Below are 16,880 nucleotides of genomic sequence, written 5' to 3'. Positions count from 1 at the left end.
TCCCTGACATCCACCGGCGCCGCAGGCCGGACATTGTTTGTCTGGTTGCGCGCGCCGGAACAAAACAACCGGTGCCGTGAACAATAAAGCGCGCCAACGCCAAACAGCGAAAAGGAGCCGGCATGAAGGCAAAGGTTGTTGTGCTCACCTCGCCGGCACGGCCGTGGGTCGCATGACTTTCGTCGGAAGGGACCTGGAGCTGTCGGCGATAGCGACAGCACTGGAGGCGACCGCAGAGGGTCGCGGTGGCGTCATCGTCGCGGTCGGCGGCACCGGTCTCGGTAAGACGCTGCTGGTCGATCACGCGGTGCGACTGGCCACCGACCGGGGCATCGAGGTCAGCCGGATCGCCGTGCTGCCCACCCAGCCTGCCGGTTTCGCCTGGGCCAGTCTGCTGCGCAGCGCGGGCGGCGCACCGGAAGACACCGAACGACTGCTCGCGGCGCCCTCTGCAGTCGAGATCGACGCGGCCTGCGCGCAGATCCTGGCCACCGGCAGACAACTCATCGCCATCGACGACATCGACCGGGGCGGTCCCGAACTGCTTGCGATCCTCGCCGTATTCGTCTCGCGCATCGCCACCCGGCCGATCGTGCTTGTGGTCACGTCGTCCGTGCCTCTAGGCGTCGGCGCCGAATTCGCACTGTCGAGATTCACCGAGGAGCAGACCGCGGCGCTGATCGGTTCCGCGCAACCCGACGTGGCTCACGCGGTGTGGGCAGCCTCCGGCGGGGTGCCGGGCACCGTGGCCGCGCTCGTCGACGAGGTACGCCGACTACCCGACGACGTCGATCCCCTCGTTCAGCTCGCGCTGCTCGCGACGTCGTACCGCGGGACATATCCGCGAGTGACCATGAGCGCGTCGACCCTGGGCCGGATCGGGCGCAACATCGGTTTCCTCGACGTCGACCTGCCGACCATTCGCCTGCTCGAATTGGCCTTGGACCGGCCAGCGCCGCCGACGCAGCGCGCCTCGCTGCTGGCCGGTCTCGCGTTCGAGCTGATGGGCGATGCCTCGTCCGTTGATCGGCGCCGAGCCTTGATCGCCGAAGCCACCGAGCTGGCCGAGCGCGCAGGCGACGCACAAACGATCGCCGAGGTCATCCACGCCGGAATGCACGCACTCTGGGCGCCGAACGACCTGGAGGCACGGCTTGCGAACGTGACCAGGATGGTCGCGCTCGCAAGTTCCTGCGGCAACCAGGTACTGGAGTGGCACGGAACATTCTGGCGGTTCGTGATTCTCATGGAGACGGGCCGGATCGCGGAAGCCGAAAGCACGCTGGCCGCCTACGAGCGCGCGACCTCCGGCGACCCGGTCGCCGAGATCACCGCCGTTGCACGCCATGGCGTGATCTCCATCCTGCGCGGCCGGTACGCCGCGGCACGCGAACTCATCGACGCGATCCAAGCGCGCGGGCGCCGAGTACGGTTCGCCGATATCGACCGCATCGCCACGACACTCACCACGGCGATCGCGGTGGACTGCGGGCCCGTGCAGCAGATAGACCACTCGATCGCGCTGTTCACCGAAGCGGCGCGGCGCTCGCCCGGCCACTATTACGAAGCAGCGGCGGCCAGGATGCTCGCCGTGCGCGGCAGTCTCGACGAGGCGGGCATCGAATTGGAGCGGGTCCTCCCGCGGTTGCTCGACGGCTCGGGTCCGCGGTGGCTCGGTGCAATGGCCGATGCATGTGAGGCGGCGGTGCTGACCGCCGACACCGTCGCGTGCCAGCGTCTGTTGACCGTGCTGACGCCCTACGCGGGCCGGTTCGTGATCTGGTTCGGCGCCAACATGACCAACGGTCCGGTCGAGCGCCACCTCGGTGCGCTGTGTGTCGTGCTCGGCCACTACACCGCCGCCGTCCAGCATTACGAGCGAGCGGCCGCCGCCGAAGACCACATCGGTGCCCTACCCGGTCTCGCGCGCACCCTGGCCGGGCTCGCGGACGCGCTGGAACAGCGCGGGTATGACGGCGACGCAGCCCGCGCCGGGACGGCACGAGCCCGATCCGACTCCATCGCAACACGTTTGGGCATGCACCTGTTCTTGGAGCGGCGACGGCCCGCCGCCGACGAATGGGCACTGCGCCGTGAGGACGACGACTGGATTCTGCACGCCGGTGCCGAACGCGTCCGGCTCCGCGATTCGCGCGGCATCGGCTACCTTCGCTTCCTGGTCGGTTCGCCGGGACGCGAAATCGCCGCGGCGCGATTGGCTTCCGGCGGCGCGATCGTGGAAACCACAGCCGCAGACCCGATCCAGGATTTCGAGGCCGTCCGCGCCTACCGCAAGCGACTCGATCGCCTTGCCGCGGAAGCCGATGCCGCCGACCTCAGCGGTGACATCGACCGCTCGCGGCGGGTCGAGGCCGAGCGGGAGGCGATTCGCGCGGAGCTGCGGCAAGTCACCGCACTCGGCGGGCGTTCGCGCACCTTCTCCACCGAAGAGGAACGCGCCCGCATCAGCGTCACCAAGGCGTTGCGCGCGACAGTGTCGCGCATCGAGACCTCTGCCCCGCACTGTGCCGCCCACCTCCGCGCGTCCCTGCGCACCGGCCGCTTCTGCCGCTACGAGCCCGCCGCAGGCGGCCCCGCCCGCTGGCGAACCTGAGGTGCGTGCCTTGGCTTTCGAGGCTACTGGCGGGCTGAATCCTCTTGCTGGCGTGCAGGTTCGACCGGCCTGCGCGGCGATGCGGAATCCGCTCCCGCTGCGGGACCGAGTCGTTTACGAGTCCCGCAGCGGCAGTTCATGATTCAAGCGCTGTACTGGTAGGCCGGGTAGGTCAGGTAGCCGGTGTCGCCGCCCTGGTAGTAGGTGTCCTCTTCGACGGGCGCCATCGGGAGGGCGTTGCGCAGCCGTTCGACGAGGTCGGGGTTGGCGATGAAGGCGCGGCCGAAGCTGATGAGCTCGGCGCCCAGGCCGAGCCAGTGATCGGCCTCGGTGCGCCCGACCAGCTTCGGGCCCATGGGCACCACCGGGTTCATGATCAGCGTGCCCGGCCACGCGCGGCGCAGCTCGAGCAGGATCTCTTCGTCCGCAGTGGCTTCGAGATGAATGTAGGCCACCTCGAGCCGGGCCAACTCGCTCAGCAGCGCGGTGTACAGCTCGAGCACGTCGGATTCTTCGACGCCCCAGAATGTCGCGCCGGGCGAGAGCCGGATGCCGGTCTTGGCCGCGCCGATGGCGGCAACGGTCGCCTCGGTCGCCTCGACCGCGAACCGGATCCGGTTGGCGATCGAACCGCCATACCGATCCGTGCGCAGGTTGGCGTTCGAGGACAGGAACTGCGAGATCAAATAGCCGTTGGCGCCGTGCAATTCGACGCCGTCGAAGCCTGCCTCGACGGCGCGGCGACCGGCGTCGGCGTAAGACTCGGCGTGCTCGGGGATTTCAGCGAGGTCGAGCGCGCGCGGCAGCGGCGCGGGTTGGCGTCCTGACGGCGTGAACACCAAGCCGGCAGCGGGGAGAGCCGATGGCCCGGCGGGCTGCATGCCGATCGTCTCCGGGTGCGAGACCCGACCGCCGTGCATGATCTGCGCGAACAGGCGCCCGCCGTTGGCGTGCACCGCGGCGGTCACCGGGCGCCACGCGGCGACCTGCTCGTCGGTGTACAGACCAGGCGTCCCTGGGTTGGACTGTCCGATCAGGCTGGGTTGCACTCCCTCGGTCACGATCAACCCCGCAGTCGCCCGCTGCGCGTAGTACGTCGCCATCGACGGCGTCGCCAGGCCGCCCTCGGCGGCGCGGACTCGAGTCATCGGCGCCATCACCACCCGGTTGGGCAGCGTCAGACCGCCGAGCTGGTAGGTGTCGAAAAGTGTTGTCACATCAGGCTCCTCGTGCTCGGAACGCCCGGAATGGCGTGACAACTACGCTAAACTCTCACATGGATGTGAGAGGCAAGACCTTATGTCACAGGTCACACCAGAGAGGGCACCGTGCGCATCGGCGAATTGGCGACTCGAACCGGAGTCAGCATCAGATCCCTGCGGTACTACGAAGAGCAGCAGCTACTGTCCAGCGTCCGCAGTGCCAGCGGGCAGCGGCACTATTCGGACAGCGCCGTCGACCGGGTCGGCTTCCTCCAGCGGATGTTCACCGCAGGCCTGTCCAGCCGCACCATCGTCGAACTGCTGCCATGCGTCGATGCGCCGAGCACCGACACCTCGGATGCCGCGCTGGAACGCATGCTGCAGGAACGAGACCGGTTGTCGGCACACATCACCGACCTCATCCACACCCGCGACGCACTCGACGGACTCATTGCCACGAACCGCGCGCATCGCGACAGCCTGCACACCGTCGCCGCGAGCGCCGCTGGGTGCGTCTAACTCCGCGGCGCAGCCCTGTGCACCCGACTCCTGATCATTCGGGGTCGCCGTCTCCCACGCCCTCGGTGTCGGGTCCCTCGTCGGAACCCTTGCCGATTCTGCGCGGCTTCGCCACCCGCCGAAGGCCGACGCCATGCGCCTCGTCACCAGCCTTTTTCCGCCGCGCCGCACCGAAATCGAGGACGCTGCCCTCCTGCTCGACGGCGGGCGAATCGGCGTCGGGACCGGAATACCACGCGGGGCCGATATGCCACGTTCCGGTTTCCTGCTGCAGCTCCGCGCGCAGCACCGGCCTGGTCGGTGGCGCGGCGTCGAAGACGGAGTCGCCTTCCGAACGCCACGTTTTCTGGGAATGCTCGCTTGCTTCTTCCGACATGCGCCGCGGACGGCGCGGCAACCGGGTAACCGTCGAGGTGTCGTCTTCCGCAGGTTCTTCCGCGGTTTCCTCCGACATGCGCCGCGGGCGACGCGGCAACCGGGTGGCCTGAGGCGGGCGCTCTCCCGTTCCGGGAGAACCAGCCTCGGCCGCCTTCATAGCTTCAAGTTTCTTGCGTAGGCGTTCCACCGCATCGAACCTGTGCCCACCGTGCCCAGGCGAGGATCCCCCGCCCGGCACTTCCTGGTCAGACATCGAACTAGCAGCCGTTGGGTGCGGTGGCACCCGCGGAAACGCTGGGCTGATCTCTGGACTTCTTCCCTCTTGCGTCGATCACGCCCTCATTGTCCCCCAGGGCCCGCTGGGCACCGACTCCGGAAGCGCGTCAGGTGATGGCCGGATGATGCAGGCTGGCGATGAGGGCGACCACGAGCAGGATTATGAGGGCCGCCGCGGCGTACGGGGTGATGGCGGGCGGGAGGTTTCCGGTGGCGAGGGTGAGGGTGTACACAGCGATCGCGACCAGGCCTGCCGCTTGCATGATGCGGACAACGATGCCGAGATGACGCGGGGGTCGGTTGCGGTTGTCGGTGGGCGCGATGGCAGCGAGGGCGAGCAGCGCGGTGAAGGTGGTGAAGCCGAATTCCGCGCTGGCGACCAGATCGGTGGCGGCGTCGGCGACGGTGTAGACGGTGGCCAGGATGCTCGCGATGGCGTGCGCGCCGAATGCCGCCGCCAGCAGGCGTGACTGGGTGATTCGTGCGCCGCTCAAGGCAGCGAGCAATGCCATCGTGAACAGGGCGCCGTCGGCGAGGGGATACAAGTAGGTCAGCCAGATCTGGATGTCGTCCGGGCTGGCGGGGTCGCTGTCGAGCAGCACGGTGAGGATCCAGATCGCGGACGCGACCGACAATGCCACCACCGCGATGAGCGCGACCGTACGTCCGGTGCGCATCCGGAGCGCCCACGTGGGGTGGATGGCGCGCAGGCGCAGCCACATCGCGGCGATCATCAGCAGCGAGTAACCGTGGAAGCCGAATTCGGCGACCGTTGTGCCGAGATGGTGGTCGCCGCGGATGTCGTGCACGAAGATCCAGTACACCATCGCCACCGTCCAGCAGGCGCTGGCCAGACTGGCGAACAGAAGCCACCGTCGGTCGGTTCCCTCGGCACGCAGCGTGCGGCGGCCGAACGCGATGGTCGCGGCGGTGGCGAACACGGTTTGGGCGACGTCGCCGAGCCAGCGGTCGGCGGTCGACTGCGCCGGTATCGCGTTGTGCGCAATGGCCAGGATGATCAGACCGATCGTCACGACCGAACATGCCGGGACGAACCAGGGGTGGCGCTCCGGCTCGGGCTGCGGTGCGGGATCGTCGACGGCGGTGGGTGGCGTGCCCGCCGAGGCCCACAGCCACAACGGTTGCACGTCGCCGCTGGCGCCACCGAGGACTCGGGTGATCGCGGCGATCGACGACCACGAGGGGAGTTTGTCCTCGGTCGAGAGTGCGCGCGAGACGGTGGTGTGGCTGACCTGAGCGCGGTGTCCGATCGTCCGCAAACTCAGCTCCGAATGTTCGCTACGAAGTTGCTTCAACCGTTGCGCCAACGCTTCGCGCCCCTGATCGCGATGGTTCACAGGTCGAATCCTAGGGGTCGAGCTGTCACAGTGGCGCGGATCACCCGCCGGAGTCGGCACCGTTGATCAGCTTGTGACCTGTGGCAACCCAGGTGTGACATGGGTTTCCAGCCCGGTGTGACAGGTACATGGGTTCCGTTGACAGCCAGGTGCCAGTTCTAGTTGCCGAGTCGATGCGGGAATCCGCTCCGACCGCCCCCACACGACATCGCAACTCAGGAAGGGCAGGGACAGACATGGTCACCACACGCACCGCACTCGCCACCGTGCTCACCGCATCGGTCGCCGCGGGCCTGCTGGCCCTGAGCACAGGCACCGCCTGGGCAGACACCGTCCCCGACAAGTACCGCGGCGTCGACACCGACGACAGCTGGCATCTGTCGGTCACCAAGACCAGCGAGAACCTCGACCGCTATCCGAACCTGGCCGCGACCATGTTCACCCGCGAAGGCTTCGTGGCTCTCAAAGCGGTCGCCGAAGTGACCGGGGCAGGAAAACAACCGATCTCGTCGGGCACCGTCGCGCTCGGCTACCAGATCGGCTGTCAGGTCGATGTGTCCACCGGGCTCACCGTCGGCATGGGATTCTCCGTCGGCCCGAACGCCAGCGTCACCGTCTCCCAGTTCCCCGCGGTCACCCTCGGCGCGAATGCCTCGGTGAGTCCGAACATTTCGACAACGGTCAAACCCGGCGGCATCACCACCGTCGAGTTCGGCGCCAAACCCCTTGCCGGACCGCGTGCTTCGATCACCGCCGACCAGGTCGAAATCAAGATTGACGCCTGCATGGGGCCGGTGACCTTGCGCTCGTACGTGACCGCCCGCATCTCCACCCCGGCCGCCGACAACTCCGTCAGCGTCTACGGCGATCCCATCTGGCTGTGAGCAAGCCCGCGGAGCGCGCAGAAGTCTTTGTGTCCCTACCGATTACCAGAATTCGGAGAGCGATCATGCAGCCACCCGATCGTAGGTTCGTCTCGGCACAGCGGCCGTTGGTCCGCGTCACGACCGTGGCCGCGGCCCTGCTGGTCGCCTGCGTCGCTGTCGTAGTCGCGGACACGGAGGCACCGCCCGCGCAGGCGGGGCCGAACATCCCGTGCGCGCAATGGCAGCAGATGCACCCGGGCTGGCCGTGTATCGATGTGCCGGACCCGCCTGCGCCGCCGCCTCCCGGACCTCCGACGACTCCCCCGCCGCTGCCGACGCAGGCGCTGCCCGGACAACCGGCACCAGGCAAAGGCGGCGGCACCAGCGCAGGGGCGCTCACTCCTCCAGCGGTCGGTCCGGGTAACGGCACACCCATTGTTCCGGTCCCCGGATCCGAGGCTCCTCCGGCTTGGCAACCGCCGCCGACGATTCCAGCGCCGCCCGCCGGTTCGTCTCAGCCATCGGAATCGCTACCGGCACCGCTCGCCGCGGCCGCACAACAACCGGCACCGTCCGATCTGTGTGGTTCGGCGGCTCGGCAGCTGGCTGCGGCCACCCCGGCAGGCGGGAACTGCTCGATTCTCGAATCGCGGTCGAACGTTCGCCAGGGCGGCCCACCAGTGCGCGAGGTGAGTTGGCTACCGGGCTGCATCGGTCCCCGCAACTCCTCGGGTGGCTGCGCATGGGCACATCCGACGTGGGATCTCAGTCATGAACAGAGCGTCAAACTGCAGACCGCACAAAAGAGTGCGTCACGGACCGCATTCTCCGCATATTGTGCCGCAATCGTCGGGGCGGCCACGATCGAAACTACCGTCGGCGCACTGGTTGCCGCGATCGGCGCGGCCGCGATCTGCGGTGTGATCTACGATATGTTCGGCACCAATCCGGATCCACTCGGGCCGAATGACCATATCAGGCTGATATTCGACAACACCGTCGTCCCGCCGAACGTGACAACAATAATCGTGCGAGGCTAGAGGGAGATGAACATGAATGGTCACGACCGCACCAGAGATCGAATTCTCATTGTTGCCGTATTCCTCAGCTTCGCAACACTGCTGTTCCTGAATCCGCGCGTTGCCGCATCGGAAGACGTGCCGTTGACGATCGCATTGATCGTGGCCGCCGGCATCGGCCTCGTGGCATTGTTCCGAAAAGTCAGGGGCCAGTAATGCCTACCGTCGCATTCGTCGCATTCGTCGCCGCGATTCTCGTCGCCGCCCTCATCGCTCGGGTCAGGACCGGGAGTTGGCCCGACTTCGCCGAGGTGCCGTCGTTCTGGCGGCCCATCGCCTCGGCGCTGGTTCTCGTCACCATCGCCGCTGTCATCATGCGGATCACCGACAGTGACGCGAACCCCAAGTACGGGTCGATGGTGTGGTCGGTCGTGTTGAGCGGTCTCGGTTGCGCGGTCCTGCTCACGGTTCTGACCGACGTACGATCCCGCCGTACCGCCGTGAGCGTCGTGTGCGCGATCGTCGGTATCGCCTTCGGGTTGTGGTCGCTCAGCAACGGCCCGACCTGGGATACCCGACAGGCAATGCCGGCCACCTTCGATGCGGCAGCACTGAGCGCCGCGCAAAAGATCGACCGCACGTCGGCGATATCGGGGACCGCAGCCCCGGGAGATTGCGTGACGCTGTCGCCGACGGAAGGAAACAGTCCTCGGGCAACAACAACCGGATGTACAGATTCCTCCGCAGGCTATCGAGTCATCGCCGTCGTCGACCAGCCCGAACAATGCCCGAAAGATATCGATCAACGATATTTCTCGGCGAATGAAACGGACGCGGCAGCATTGTGTCTCGATTACAACTGGACCTCGTCGAAATGCCTGAAAATCGATGCCGACGGAGCCGCCGCCGCACCATGTGACACCAAGGGCGCACAACGCCCGAGTGCCGTGATCACCGACGCCACCACCACGAGCATGTGCCCGAACGGAGGTTATACGCACACCACACGTCGGTACACCGTATGCACCGACCTCCAGACAACCGCCCCAAAACCCTGAGCACGCCCCGGAATCGGCCGATGCCGCCAGGACGTCGACCTCCGTATCCCAGCGATGCGGTTCCGCGGGAGGGGACGGAATCGCATCGCTGACAGCGGACAGCGTCGGCCGACCGAGTCGCGGCAAACTCGGACATGCATGATGGGCGAATGCTTCCCACTGACCAGCTGGCTCAGGCAGAGCGTCACCCGGCCGTGATCGACACGCCACTCGGCACTGTCGGATTCTCGGTCACGCTGGGCACGGAAGTACTACCTGCTGAGCCAGATGCCTTGTGGTGCTTACCGAATGGGACGCATCTGCATCGGTGGCGGCATGACAGCGCAGCGGTCGATCTGCTGATCGGCAGCATCGACATCCAGCCGTGGGACGGCGGCGCACCCGTCCCGGTGTGGGCCGGGATCTGGCAGGTGCAGGCACGTACACCGGTGCCGGGACTGGTCGTCTCGACCGAGCTGACCGATCTTCCCGCGGATGCGTTCAGCGGTCGCGACTCCGCCGAATGCCTCGCTGCGGTGAGTGTGGAGAACTCGCATTTCATGGTGTCGGTCGGCGGGCCCGATGCCGAACTGCTCGCGATGCAGGCGGCGGACGGTCGGCTGATGCCTGGTCGCTGGGCGCGCCTGCTGCCGACCGACGAGGACGAAACCGCCGAATACGGTGTGCGGTACGCAGATCCGGCTCGGATCACGTGGCTGCTGCCCGGCCTGCACACCACCGAGGTGGCCCGGCTGTGCATCGCGACCGCCTGGTGCCCTCGCGACGACGATCGGCCTGCGGCTTGGTACGCCGTCGATGTTCCGCTCGACACCGCGTACCACCATCTCGTCCATGACCTCGGTATCGCCCGTTGAGCATCCGCAGGCGAGGAGGCCGAACGGCGCGCCGGGTCAAGGGCGGTGGCCTACAGTGAGTTGAGTTGTCCGCGATGGCAATCGAGGAGACGCCGTGTTTATCGCTACTGTGGTCGTTTCGGTGCTGATCGCTGCCTTCTTGATCAATTCCGCGATCTTCAAGATCACTCGTAACTCGCGGATCGTGGATTCGTACGCGAAACTCGGTGTTCCGGACAGCTGGCTGAACCCGCTGGCAGCGGTGTTGTTGGCCGGGGCTGCCGGATTGGTGGCCGGGCTGTGGTTGGCGCCGATCGGGATTGCCGCCGCGATCGGACTGATCCTGTATTTCGGCCTGGCCATCGGATTCCACGTCAAAGGCAAGGACTGGGGCAATATCGCGGCCCCGATCGTGGCGCTCGCGCTCGCGGCGGCGGCGCTGGTGTTGCGCATTCTCTCGATGTGACATGGCCTTCGATGGTCAGCGCATCCCGCACGTCACGGATATCCTTGCCGCAGTTCGAGATTCAGGTTGCTGTGGCGATCCCAGGTCGATGTCGACCCGTCGGGCTCCGACTCGAACCTCAGCGAGGTGCAGAGGCGGTGCGCACGGTCGGTGGCCTGCCTCTTACCGCCGCAGACCGACGAGGAGTCCCGCCGGATTTGAGTAGATCGTGGATTGTGAAGACAGCCAAGAGATCTTCATGGCCCGTCGCCCGGATGACAAGGTCACTCACGCGGGCAGTGTGACGCGCGCGGAGGCAGCCGGATGCTCGGCCACGACCTGTTGGCGAATCCATAGGAACACGTCGCGAACTGTGACCTGTCCCGCATCTGGCTTCCGTTATCGCGTTCTTGCCGCTACACCGCTTACCGTCGCGTGAGCACGACAGTTGGTGAGGAAGGTGGCGGCAAGCGTGGTAGGTACCCAGGCGAAGCTGGATGAACTGGTCAAGATCCTGGCAATCGCTGAGGAACCCGCAGGTGAAGGCGGTATTGCCAAGCGGGAGAAGAAGGGTATTCCGAGTGTCCGCGAGCGAGTGCACATGCTGCTCGACCGTGGGACATTCATCGAGACCAGCGCGTTGGCTCGTCAGCCCGAACAATCGGACGCCCTCTACGGTGACGGGTTGGTCACCGGTCGAGGGTTGATCGGCGGTCGTCCGGTGGTGATCATCGCCCACGACCAGACCGTGTACGGCGGGTCGGTCGGAGTGACCTCGGCGCGCAAGTTCATGCGGGCATTGCAGTTCGCGTTCGACAACGCCTGCCCGGTGGTGACGATCAACGATTCCGGTGGTGCGCGGATCCAGGACGCGGTGGGGTCGATCGCGTCGTTCGGTGATATTTCCCGCGTGCTGGAGAAGCTGTCCGGCTATGTGCCGCAGGTGTCGATCATTCTCGGCAAGTGCGCCGCGGGTTCGGTGTACGGGCCGATCAACACCGACGTGCTCATCGGCACCCGGGATTCGTACATGTTCGTCACCGGTCCCGAGGTGATCAAAGCCGTCAACGGTGAGGACATCACGGCCGAGGAGCTCGGTGGCGCCGAGGTTCAAGCCAAGCGCGGCACCCTGCATCACGTGGCCGACACCGAGCAGGACGCCTACGAGTGGGCCCGCCAGTACCTGAGCTACATGCCGACGAGCTGCCTCGAGCAGCCGGTGTTGGTGAATCCCGGCCTGGAGCCGGAGATCACGGCCAGCGATCGGGAACTCGAGCGGATCATCCCGGATTCCGACCGCTCCGGCTACGACATGCACGAGATCCTGCTTCGCATCTTCGACGACGGCGCGTTCCACGAGGTCCGCACCGCGTTCGCGCCGAATCTGATCACCGGATTCGCTCGGGTCGACGGCCTTCCGGTCGGAGTGATCGCGAACCAGCCGTTGGTGCTCGGCGGGTCGATCGACGCGGCCTGCTCGGACAAGTCGACCTACTTCATCCGGCTCTGCGACGCGTTCAACATTCCGCTCGTGTTCGTCGTCGACACCCCTGGCGTGCTGCCCGGCCTCGACCAGGAAGCCAACGGCGTGATCATCCGCGGCGGCCGCGTCCCTCGCGCGATCATCGAGGCAACGGTGCCGATCATCAACCTCGTGGTGCGCAAGTCGTACGGCGGCGCCTACGGCATGATGGCGGCCCGGCAGGTCGGCGCCGATATCAGCTTCGCCTGGCCGACCGCCCGGATCGCGGTGATCGGCGCGGAAAGCGCGGTCGACCTCATCGGCAAGCGGCAGTTGGCGGCGCTACCGCCGGAGCAGCGGGCCGGCGCACGCGAGTTCATGGTCAACCATTACAACGAGACGATCGCCACCCCGTGGATCGCCGCCGAACGCGGCTATATCGATGCTGTCATCGAACCTGCCCGTACTCGTCTGGAAATCCGACAGGCGCTGCGCTTGTTGCGCGACAAGCCGCCGGTCAAGCCGGAGTTCAATCCGCGCAAGCATTCGGTGTATCCGATGTGAGTGCCCCGAAACCGACTGTCTACCAGACGGTTACCGGGTAGGTCATGACCAGCACCGCCTCGACGTTGTCCGTCGTCGCCTCATAGAAGTGCGGAACGTCGGCGCCGAAGACCACGAAATCCCCTGCGGTCACCTCAGTGGGAGCGTCGACGGCGCCGACGCGCAGACCGCCGCTGGCGAGGTGCAGGTGCTCCACCGTGCCGACGGAATGCGCCGGGCTGTCAATTCTGTTGCCCGCCCGGCGGATTCGGATTCGCCAGATCTCGACGGACGCGCCTGCCCCGACGCGCTGGAGGAGTTCCTGTTTGCTGTACTCCGGCTCGCCGGTGCCTGGCCGGATCACGGCATGGGTGGGCGCCGTCGCGACGATGAGGTCGCCGAGCGGAAGTCGCAGCGCCACCGCGATGGCGGACAGGGTGTCGATGCGCGGATTGCCCGCGCCGGATTCCAGCGTGGACAACGTCGCTTTGCTGATGCCCGACTGGCGGGCGAGTTCGGCCGCCGACATGCCCCTGGCTTCCCGCATTCTGCGGATCTGCCCGCCGATCGCCGCGCCTGCGCCGTCGAGCTGGGTGCCGCTTTCCGGCTCGGTCATGGTTCGTACTGCGCGATCTTCTCCGTGCGTGGCTGCGCCAATGCCTGATAGTCGCTGGTGCGCAACGCCATTGAGCGATCGAGCCGAGCGGCGTTGAAGTACAGTTCTTGGGCGTCGAGCAGTCCAGGGTCGGCGATGAGTTCGAGGTCGGGGTGAAAAGTGAAGGGCAGGATGGTGCCTGCAACTGACCCGGCGAGATTTTCGGCGATCTCGGGTGTCGCGAAGGAGACGTAGGTGCCGTCGAAGAGGTCGCGGACCGCCGTGAGGTCGACCTTCGCGTCGCCAGGCACCACGGCCAGCACGTAGCGCTTCGACTTCTTGCCGATCTTCACCATCACGACCATGCATTTCGCCGCGTCGTGCAGGTCGTTTCCGCGCATAGGGCTCACCAGGTCGGTCCGGCCCTCCGGTGCGTGGTCGATCAGCCGGTACTTCGCTTGGCCGGCGTCGAGGAAATCGATGAGGCGTTGGTAGGGGTCACTCAGGGTCATGCGGACCTTCCTCCGTCGGCAGAGACTTAGTGTTCAGTAAACTGAACACATACGCCTACTATACTGGACGGCGTCGGCGAAGCAAGGGCGCGCGGGAGCAGCTGAGAGTCGGGCCTGGCTGCACGAAAAGCTCGGTCAGTCATAGGGCTTCGCGGCATGATCGACGCAGCATTGTGCGTTCGATTACGCACAGAGAGATGGTGGCGGAGAAGTTTGGTACTCCCGTGCACTACCTCCGCGATACCGCACTGCCAAATCCGGCAAAGAAAATTGGCAGTCCACTGCACCGGCGGTGCGCAGACCGGTCACACGGGCGGGAGTTGTTGTGGCGCTTGCCGTTGTTCCCATGCCAGCTGTCGAATAGGGCGACATCTGCGTGAACTGCCCATTTGACAAACCGAATGACGCCGGACAGGGTGAGTTCGGCCGCCGGAGCGGTGGGTGGGTTACTCGAATGGGGGTTTGATGCTGATTCGTGGGAAGAGAATGCTGTCCGCATCAGCGGCCGGCGCTTGCAGTGAGGTGCGGTGATGGCGAAAGGCTTCTACAACCATTACGACGATCCGGATGAGTTCTGGGACGAGGAGCCACTCGCCCCGCAATCCAGATCCACGCCCGCACCGCCGCCGCCCGTTACGCCGCCGCCTCCGCCGAGCCCGGCTCCGCAGCAGGCACCGAGCGCGCCGGAGTCCCGCTTCGCCGCGGCCGGTATCACGCCGCCGTCGAAGCCTGCCCTGGTAGACGTGGTTGTCGGCCTCGACCGTCTCCCGACAAGCATCAAGTTCGGCCGCAGTTGGCAGAACACCTACGAGCCGCCGCAATACGCGAAGTCGATCATGGACGCCTACGACTACGCGGTGGTCGAGCTGGCGGCTCGCCTGATCGAGGCCAGGACGCTGCCGCCGACAACCATCCCCTCGCTCCGCGACGCCACGCCACTGCTGTTGCGCACCCGCACCTATGACGAGTTCCGCGAACTCTACGACCACCTGTATATCGAGCATCCGTACACGGTGCACGGGCCGGGATACAACGCGCACGGCGAACCGACGCTGACCGTAACCGCGACCCTGTCGAAACTCGTTGCGATCAAACTGGATCCGAATTGGGCCGCGTCGATCGACCCGAACTACATCGCGCAAGACATTCTCGACTGCTGCACCCAGGTGCGGGCCAAGCGACCCGAGGTCGTCCGAGACGTCTACCTCGATCAAGAGTCCACCGAAGAGCTGGCAGGTCGCGTGGTCGAGCACGAACGGTATCTGCTGAGGAACGAGTCTTGATGAGTGGGGATGTGTAATGGGCGATAATCTGACCACAGAAGTTCTTGAAAAGCTCAGGAAAGATTACGAAACGAAGCTCGCGGAAGTAAAGAAGGTTCCTGACACGATCAATGACACGGTTGACGATCTCAAATGGTTTTCCTACCCGGCGTGGGTGATCGTGACCGATGTCAGGGATGATATTCAGGACAAGCTGAAGGTGCTGTTCAAGAAGCTCGAGGAAGCCACTGAGGGTATGTGGGCTCCTTGGTTGTTCGTCGACTATGCGTCGAAGTGGCAGGTAGTCGGCACCGAAGTCGGAAATGCTTATGGCTTCTCGAACAACCGCGATGTAAATCTCGAAGGACGATGGGACGGCAGCGCCTATAAGGCCTACAAGACCACCAAAGAAGGTCAGCAAACCGCAATGCAGACGATGCGGTCGATGTGCGAAAAGATCCACGACGAGCTGCTGGTCGTCGCCGAAGAAGGCCGCGGGCTGTATACGCTGATCGTCAACAAGCTGGCAACGATCATCGCCAACGTCGCAACGTTCGCGGTGGAGACACCGGCAACGGCGGGCGCTGCCGCCATCTGGACGGTCAATAATTTGAACAACGCCGTTGTCGCCGCCGTCGAGCTCGTCGTAGAGGCGATCACCAAATTCGTCGAAGTGGAGACGAAGGTGTACAAGGCGTCGAACGAGCTCACCAATCTCATCAAACATCCAACCGGCATTGGAATTTCCAAGGACGGCAAGGACGTCTGGCCGACCACTGCCAAGACACAGTTCGACAACAAGGATGACGATTGGCATCTGGATGGCGAGGACAAATGACCGCATCACGAGTCACCACAGTTGCGGCTCTTGCCGCTGCCATCTGTACGTTGGCTGGCTGCAGCCCGAAACCGGACACGACGATCTCGAGCATCCAAGAGCCGCCCGCAGCGGCAGAGAAGTGCCCACCCTCCGCAGAGGCGAGCGGTCCTGATGCAAAGTCCCTGTCGGCGGAATTCGCCAAACTGCAGCTTCCGTCGGGTACCTGCTACTTCAATGTGTACGCATCTCCGTCGAGCCGACATTCCGGGAAGTTGTGGGTCACTGTGGCTTTCCGCATGCCGGCTCCGACCCTCCCCGACCACCTGCGCCCGATCGCGACCGATGTCGCCCACCTGTTGAAGAAGACGGAAATCGGGCAACGAACGGCCGTGTTGGACGTGAACAACATGGGTGGCCTGGTGGCCGCTAAGGAACGCGTCCTGATCACCGACGAAAACTTCGAAGCTCACCCGTGGGACGGCACTCCGTCCAGAGAAGCCGAGTTTGCGATATGGACCCCCAAGCCCCCGGACTGATATCTCCTGTCTATCAGCATCTGGATTGAACGAACTACTACGGGATGAGATGCCATGGCCAAGGATCTGAAGTTAGAACTCGACGCACTCGAGACGGTATCCAAATCCTGGATCAACCAAGTGTCGCCGGCTCTGAACAAAGCAGCCACGTCGATCGATGAACTGAAGTACTCGCAACTGCAGTTCGGCCCCCTGTTCATCGGGACCTGGAACGCGTACACAAAAGCAGCAGAGTACATCCAAGCCCGCCTCAAGGAAGCCGCCCCCGCAGCAACAGAGATCGGCACCGCGCTACACACCGCGGTATCCAGCTTCACCCAGCAGCAAGACGACCAAGCCGGGAAGATCACGAAGCTCGAGCCAGCAGACGATTCAGACATCAAACACAACTAGTAACCACAACGATCCCCGAAACCCGCACCCCTTCCGTGCATCCGCACCCCTTCTGAACGCCCAGAACGAGTGCGAATCCACAGAAGGAGCGCAAATCAGAGTCTTTGATCTTGAATGCTCCCGAAACGAGAGCACAGCCAAGTGACCCGGCTGGGACAAGACGATGCGTGAGCGACTGCGGAGGTCAGC

At 65.2% G+C, this 16,880-nt stretch carries 17 protein-coding genes; 12 read left to right on the top strand and 5 right to left on the bottom strand.

The features are described from left to right. The first annotated feature begins 172 nt into the window (after positions 1-172). Positions 173-2,614 carry an ATP-binding protein gene (locus NA11_RS23550; protein ID WP_069164151.1) on the top strand — a complete coding sequence of 814 codons (2,442 nt, stop codon included), beginning with the start codon at positions 173-175 and terminating at the stop codon, positions 2,612-2,614. Between the two features lie 143 nt (positions 2,615-2,757). Here the strand turns inward: NA11_RS23550 and NA11_RS23545 are convergent, their stop codons facing one another. Next, positions 2,758-3,831 (bottom strand): alkene reductase, encoded by a 1,074-nt coding sequence (locus NA11_RS23545; RefSeq protein ID WP_069164150.1) that lies wholly within the window; start codon positions 3,829-3,831, stop codon positions 2,758-2,760. A gap of 111 nt (positions 3,832-3,942) precedes the next feature. On the opposite strand from NA11_RS23545, the gene NA11_RS23540 reads away from it, so the two are divergent. Then, complete coding sequence (locus NA11_RS23540; RefSeq protein ID WP_069164149.1) at positions 3,943-4,335, top strand: MerR family transcriptional regulator; 393 nt, start codon at positions 3,943-3,945, stop codon at positions 4,333-4,335. 34 nt (positions 4,336-4,369) lie between these two features. Here the strand turns inward: NA11_RS23540 and NA11_RS23535 are convergent, their stop codons facing one another. Continuing rightward, entirely contained in the window at positions 4,370-4,870 is a 501-nt protein-coding gene (locus NA11_RS23535; RefSeq protein ID WP_141717791.1) for a hypothetical protein, read from the bottom strand. 226 nt (positions 4,871-5,096) lie between these two features. Then, a complete protein-coding gene (locus tag NA11_RS23530) occupies positions 5,097-6,347 on the bottom strand; it encodes a helix-turn-helix domain-containing protein (RefSeq protein ID WP_069164147.1) in 1,251 nt (416 codons plus the stop codon). 236 nt (positions 6,348-6,583) lie between these two features. Between NA11_RS23530 and NA11_RS23525 the strand changes: the two genes are divergently transcribed. From NA11_RS23525 to NA11_RS23495, 6 genes are all read left to right on the top strand, one after another. Continuing rightward, positions 6,584-7,231 carry an MspA family porin gene (locus NA11_RS23525; protein WP_069164146.1) on the top strand — a complete coding sequence of 216 codons (648 nt, stop codon included), beginning with the start codon at positions 6,584-6,586 and terminating at the stop codon, positions 7,229-7,231. Positions 7,232-8,265: 1,034 nt separating this feature from the next. Further along, positions 8,266-8,448, top strand: coding sequence for a hypothetical protein (locus NA11_RS23515; protein WP_141717790.1), 183 nt, complete (start codon positions 8,266-8,268; stop codon positions 8,446-8,448). Between the two features lie 95 nt (positions 8,449-8,543). Beyond that, positions 8,544-9,290 (top strand): LppU/SCO3897 family protein, encoded by a 747-nt coding sequence (locus NA11_RS23510; RefSeq protein ID WP_141717789.1) that lies wholly within the window; start codon positions 8,544-8,546, stop codon positions 9,288-9,290. A gap of 149 nt (positions 9,291-9,439) precedes the next feature. Further along, positions 9,440-10,144: a hypothetical protein gene (locus NA11_RS23505; RefSeq protein WP_069164142.1), complete on the top strand. Its 705-nt coding sequence runs from the start codon at positions 9,440-9,442 to the stop codon at positions 10,142-10,144. A gap of 94 nt (positions 10,145-10,238) precedes the next feature. Next, positions 10,239-10,589 carry a DoxX family protein gene (locus tag NA11_RS23500; protein ID WP_069164141.1) on the top strand — a complete coding sequence of 117 codons (351 nt, stop codon included), beginning with the start codon at positions 10,239-10,241 and terminating at the stop codon, positions 10,587-10,589. Positions 10,590-11,040: 451 nt separating this feature from the next. Beyond that, positions 11,041-12,594 carry an acyl-CoA carboxylase subunit beta gene (locus NA11_RS23495; protein ID WP_069164140.1) on the top strand — a complete coding sequence of 518 codons (1,554 nt, stop codon included), beginning with the start codon at positions 11,041-11,043 and terminating at the stop codon, positions 12,592-12,594. Positions 12,595-12,613: 19 nt separating this feature from the next. On the opposite strand, the gene NA11_RS23490 is transcribed toward NA11_RS23495, so the two are convergent. Then, positions 12,614-13,189 carry a helix-turn-helix domain-containing protein gene (locus tag NA11_RS23490; RefSeq protein WP_069164139.1) on the bottom strand — a complete coding sequence of 192 codons (576 nt, stop codon included), beginning with the start codon at positions 13,187-13,189 and terminating at the stop codon, positions 12,614-12,616. Then, positions 13,186-13,680, bottom strand: a complete 495-nt coding sequence (locus NA11_RS23485; protein WP_069164138.1) for a YbaK/EbsC family protein — start codon at positions 13,678-13,680, stop codon at positions 13,186-13,188. The genes NA11_RS23490 and NA11_RS23485 overlap by 4 nt, the downstream gene beginning before the upstream one ends. Before the next feature lie 530 nt (positions 13,681-14,210). Here NA11_RS23485 and NA11_RS23480 point away from each other — a divergent pair. From NA11_RS23480 to NA11_RS23465, 4 genes are all read left to right on the top strand, one after another. Continuing rightward, positions 14,211-14,963 carry a hypothetical protein gene (locus tag NA11_RS23480; RefSeq protein WP_069164137.1) on the top strand — a complete coding sequence of 251 codons (753 nt, stop codon included), beginning with the start codon at positions 14,211-14,213 and terminating at the stop codon, positions 14,961-14,963. Between the two features lie 16 nt (positions 14,964-14,979). After that, positions 14,980-15,780: a hypothetical protein gene (locus NA11_RS23475; protein WP_069164136.1), complete on the top strand. Its 801-nt coding sequence runs from the start codon at positions 14,980-14,982 to the stop codon at positions 15,778-15,780. A gap of 278 nt (positions 15,781-16,058) precedes the next feature. Next, on the top strand, positions 16,059-16,298 hold the full coding sequence (locus NA11_RS23470) for a hypothetical protein (RefSeq protein WP_141717788.1): 240 nt from the start codon (positions 16,059-16,061) through the stop codon (positions 16,296-16,298). A 54-nt stretch (positions 16,299-16,352) separates the two neighbouring features. Continuing rightward, positions 16,353-16,691: a type VII secretion target gene (locus NA11_RS23465; RefSeq protein ID WP_069164134.1), complete on the top strand. Its 339-nt coding sequence runs from the start codon at positions 16,353-16,355 to the stop codon at positions 16,689-16,691. Positions 16,692-16,880: the final 189 nt, after the last annotated feature.

This window comes from Nocardia altamirensis NBRC 108246, from assembly GCF_001612685.1.
In the GTDB taxonomy this organism is placed as follows: domain Bacteria; phylum Actinomycetota; class Actinomycetes; order Mycobacteriales; family Mycobacteriaceae; genus Nocardia; species Nocardia altamirensis.
The sequence above is the reverse complement of the archived record's forward strand: the minus strand, read 5'-3'. Positions and strand labels throughout refer to the sequence as shown.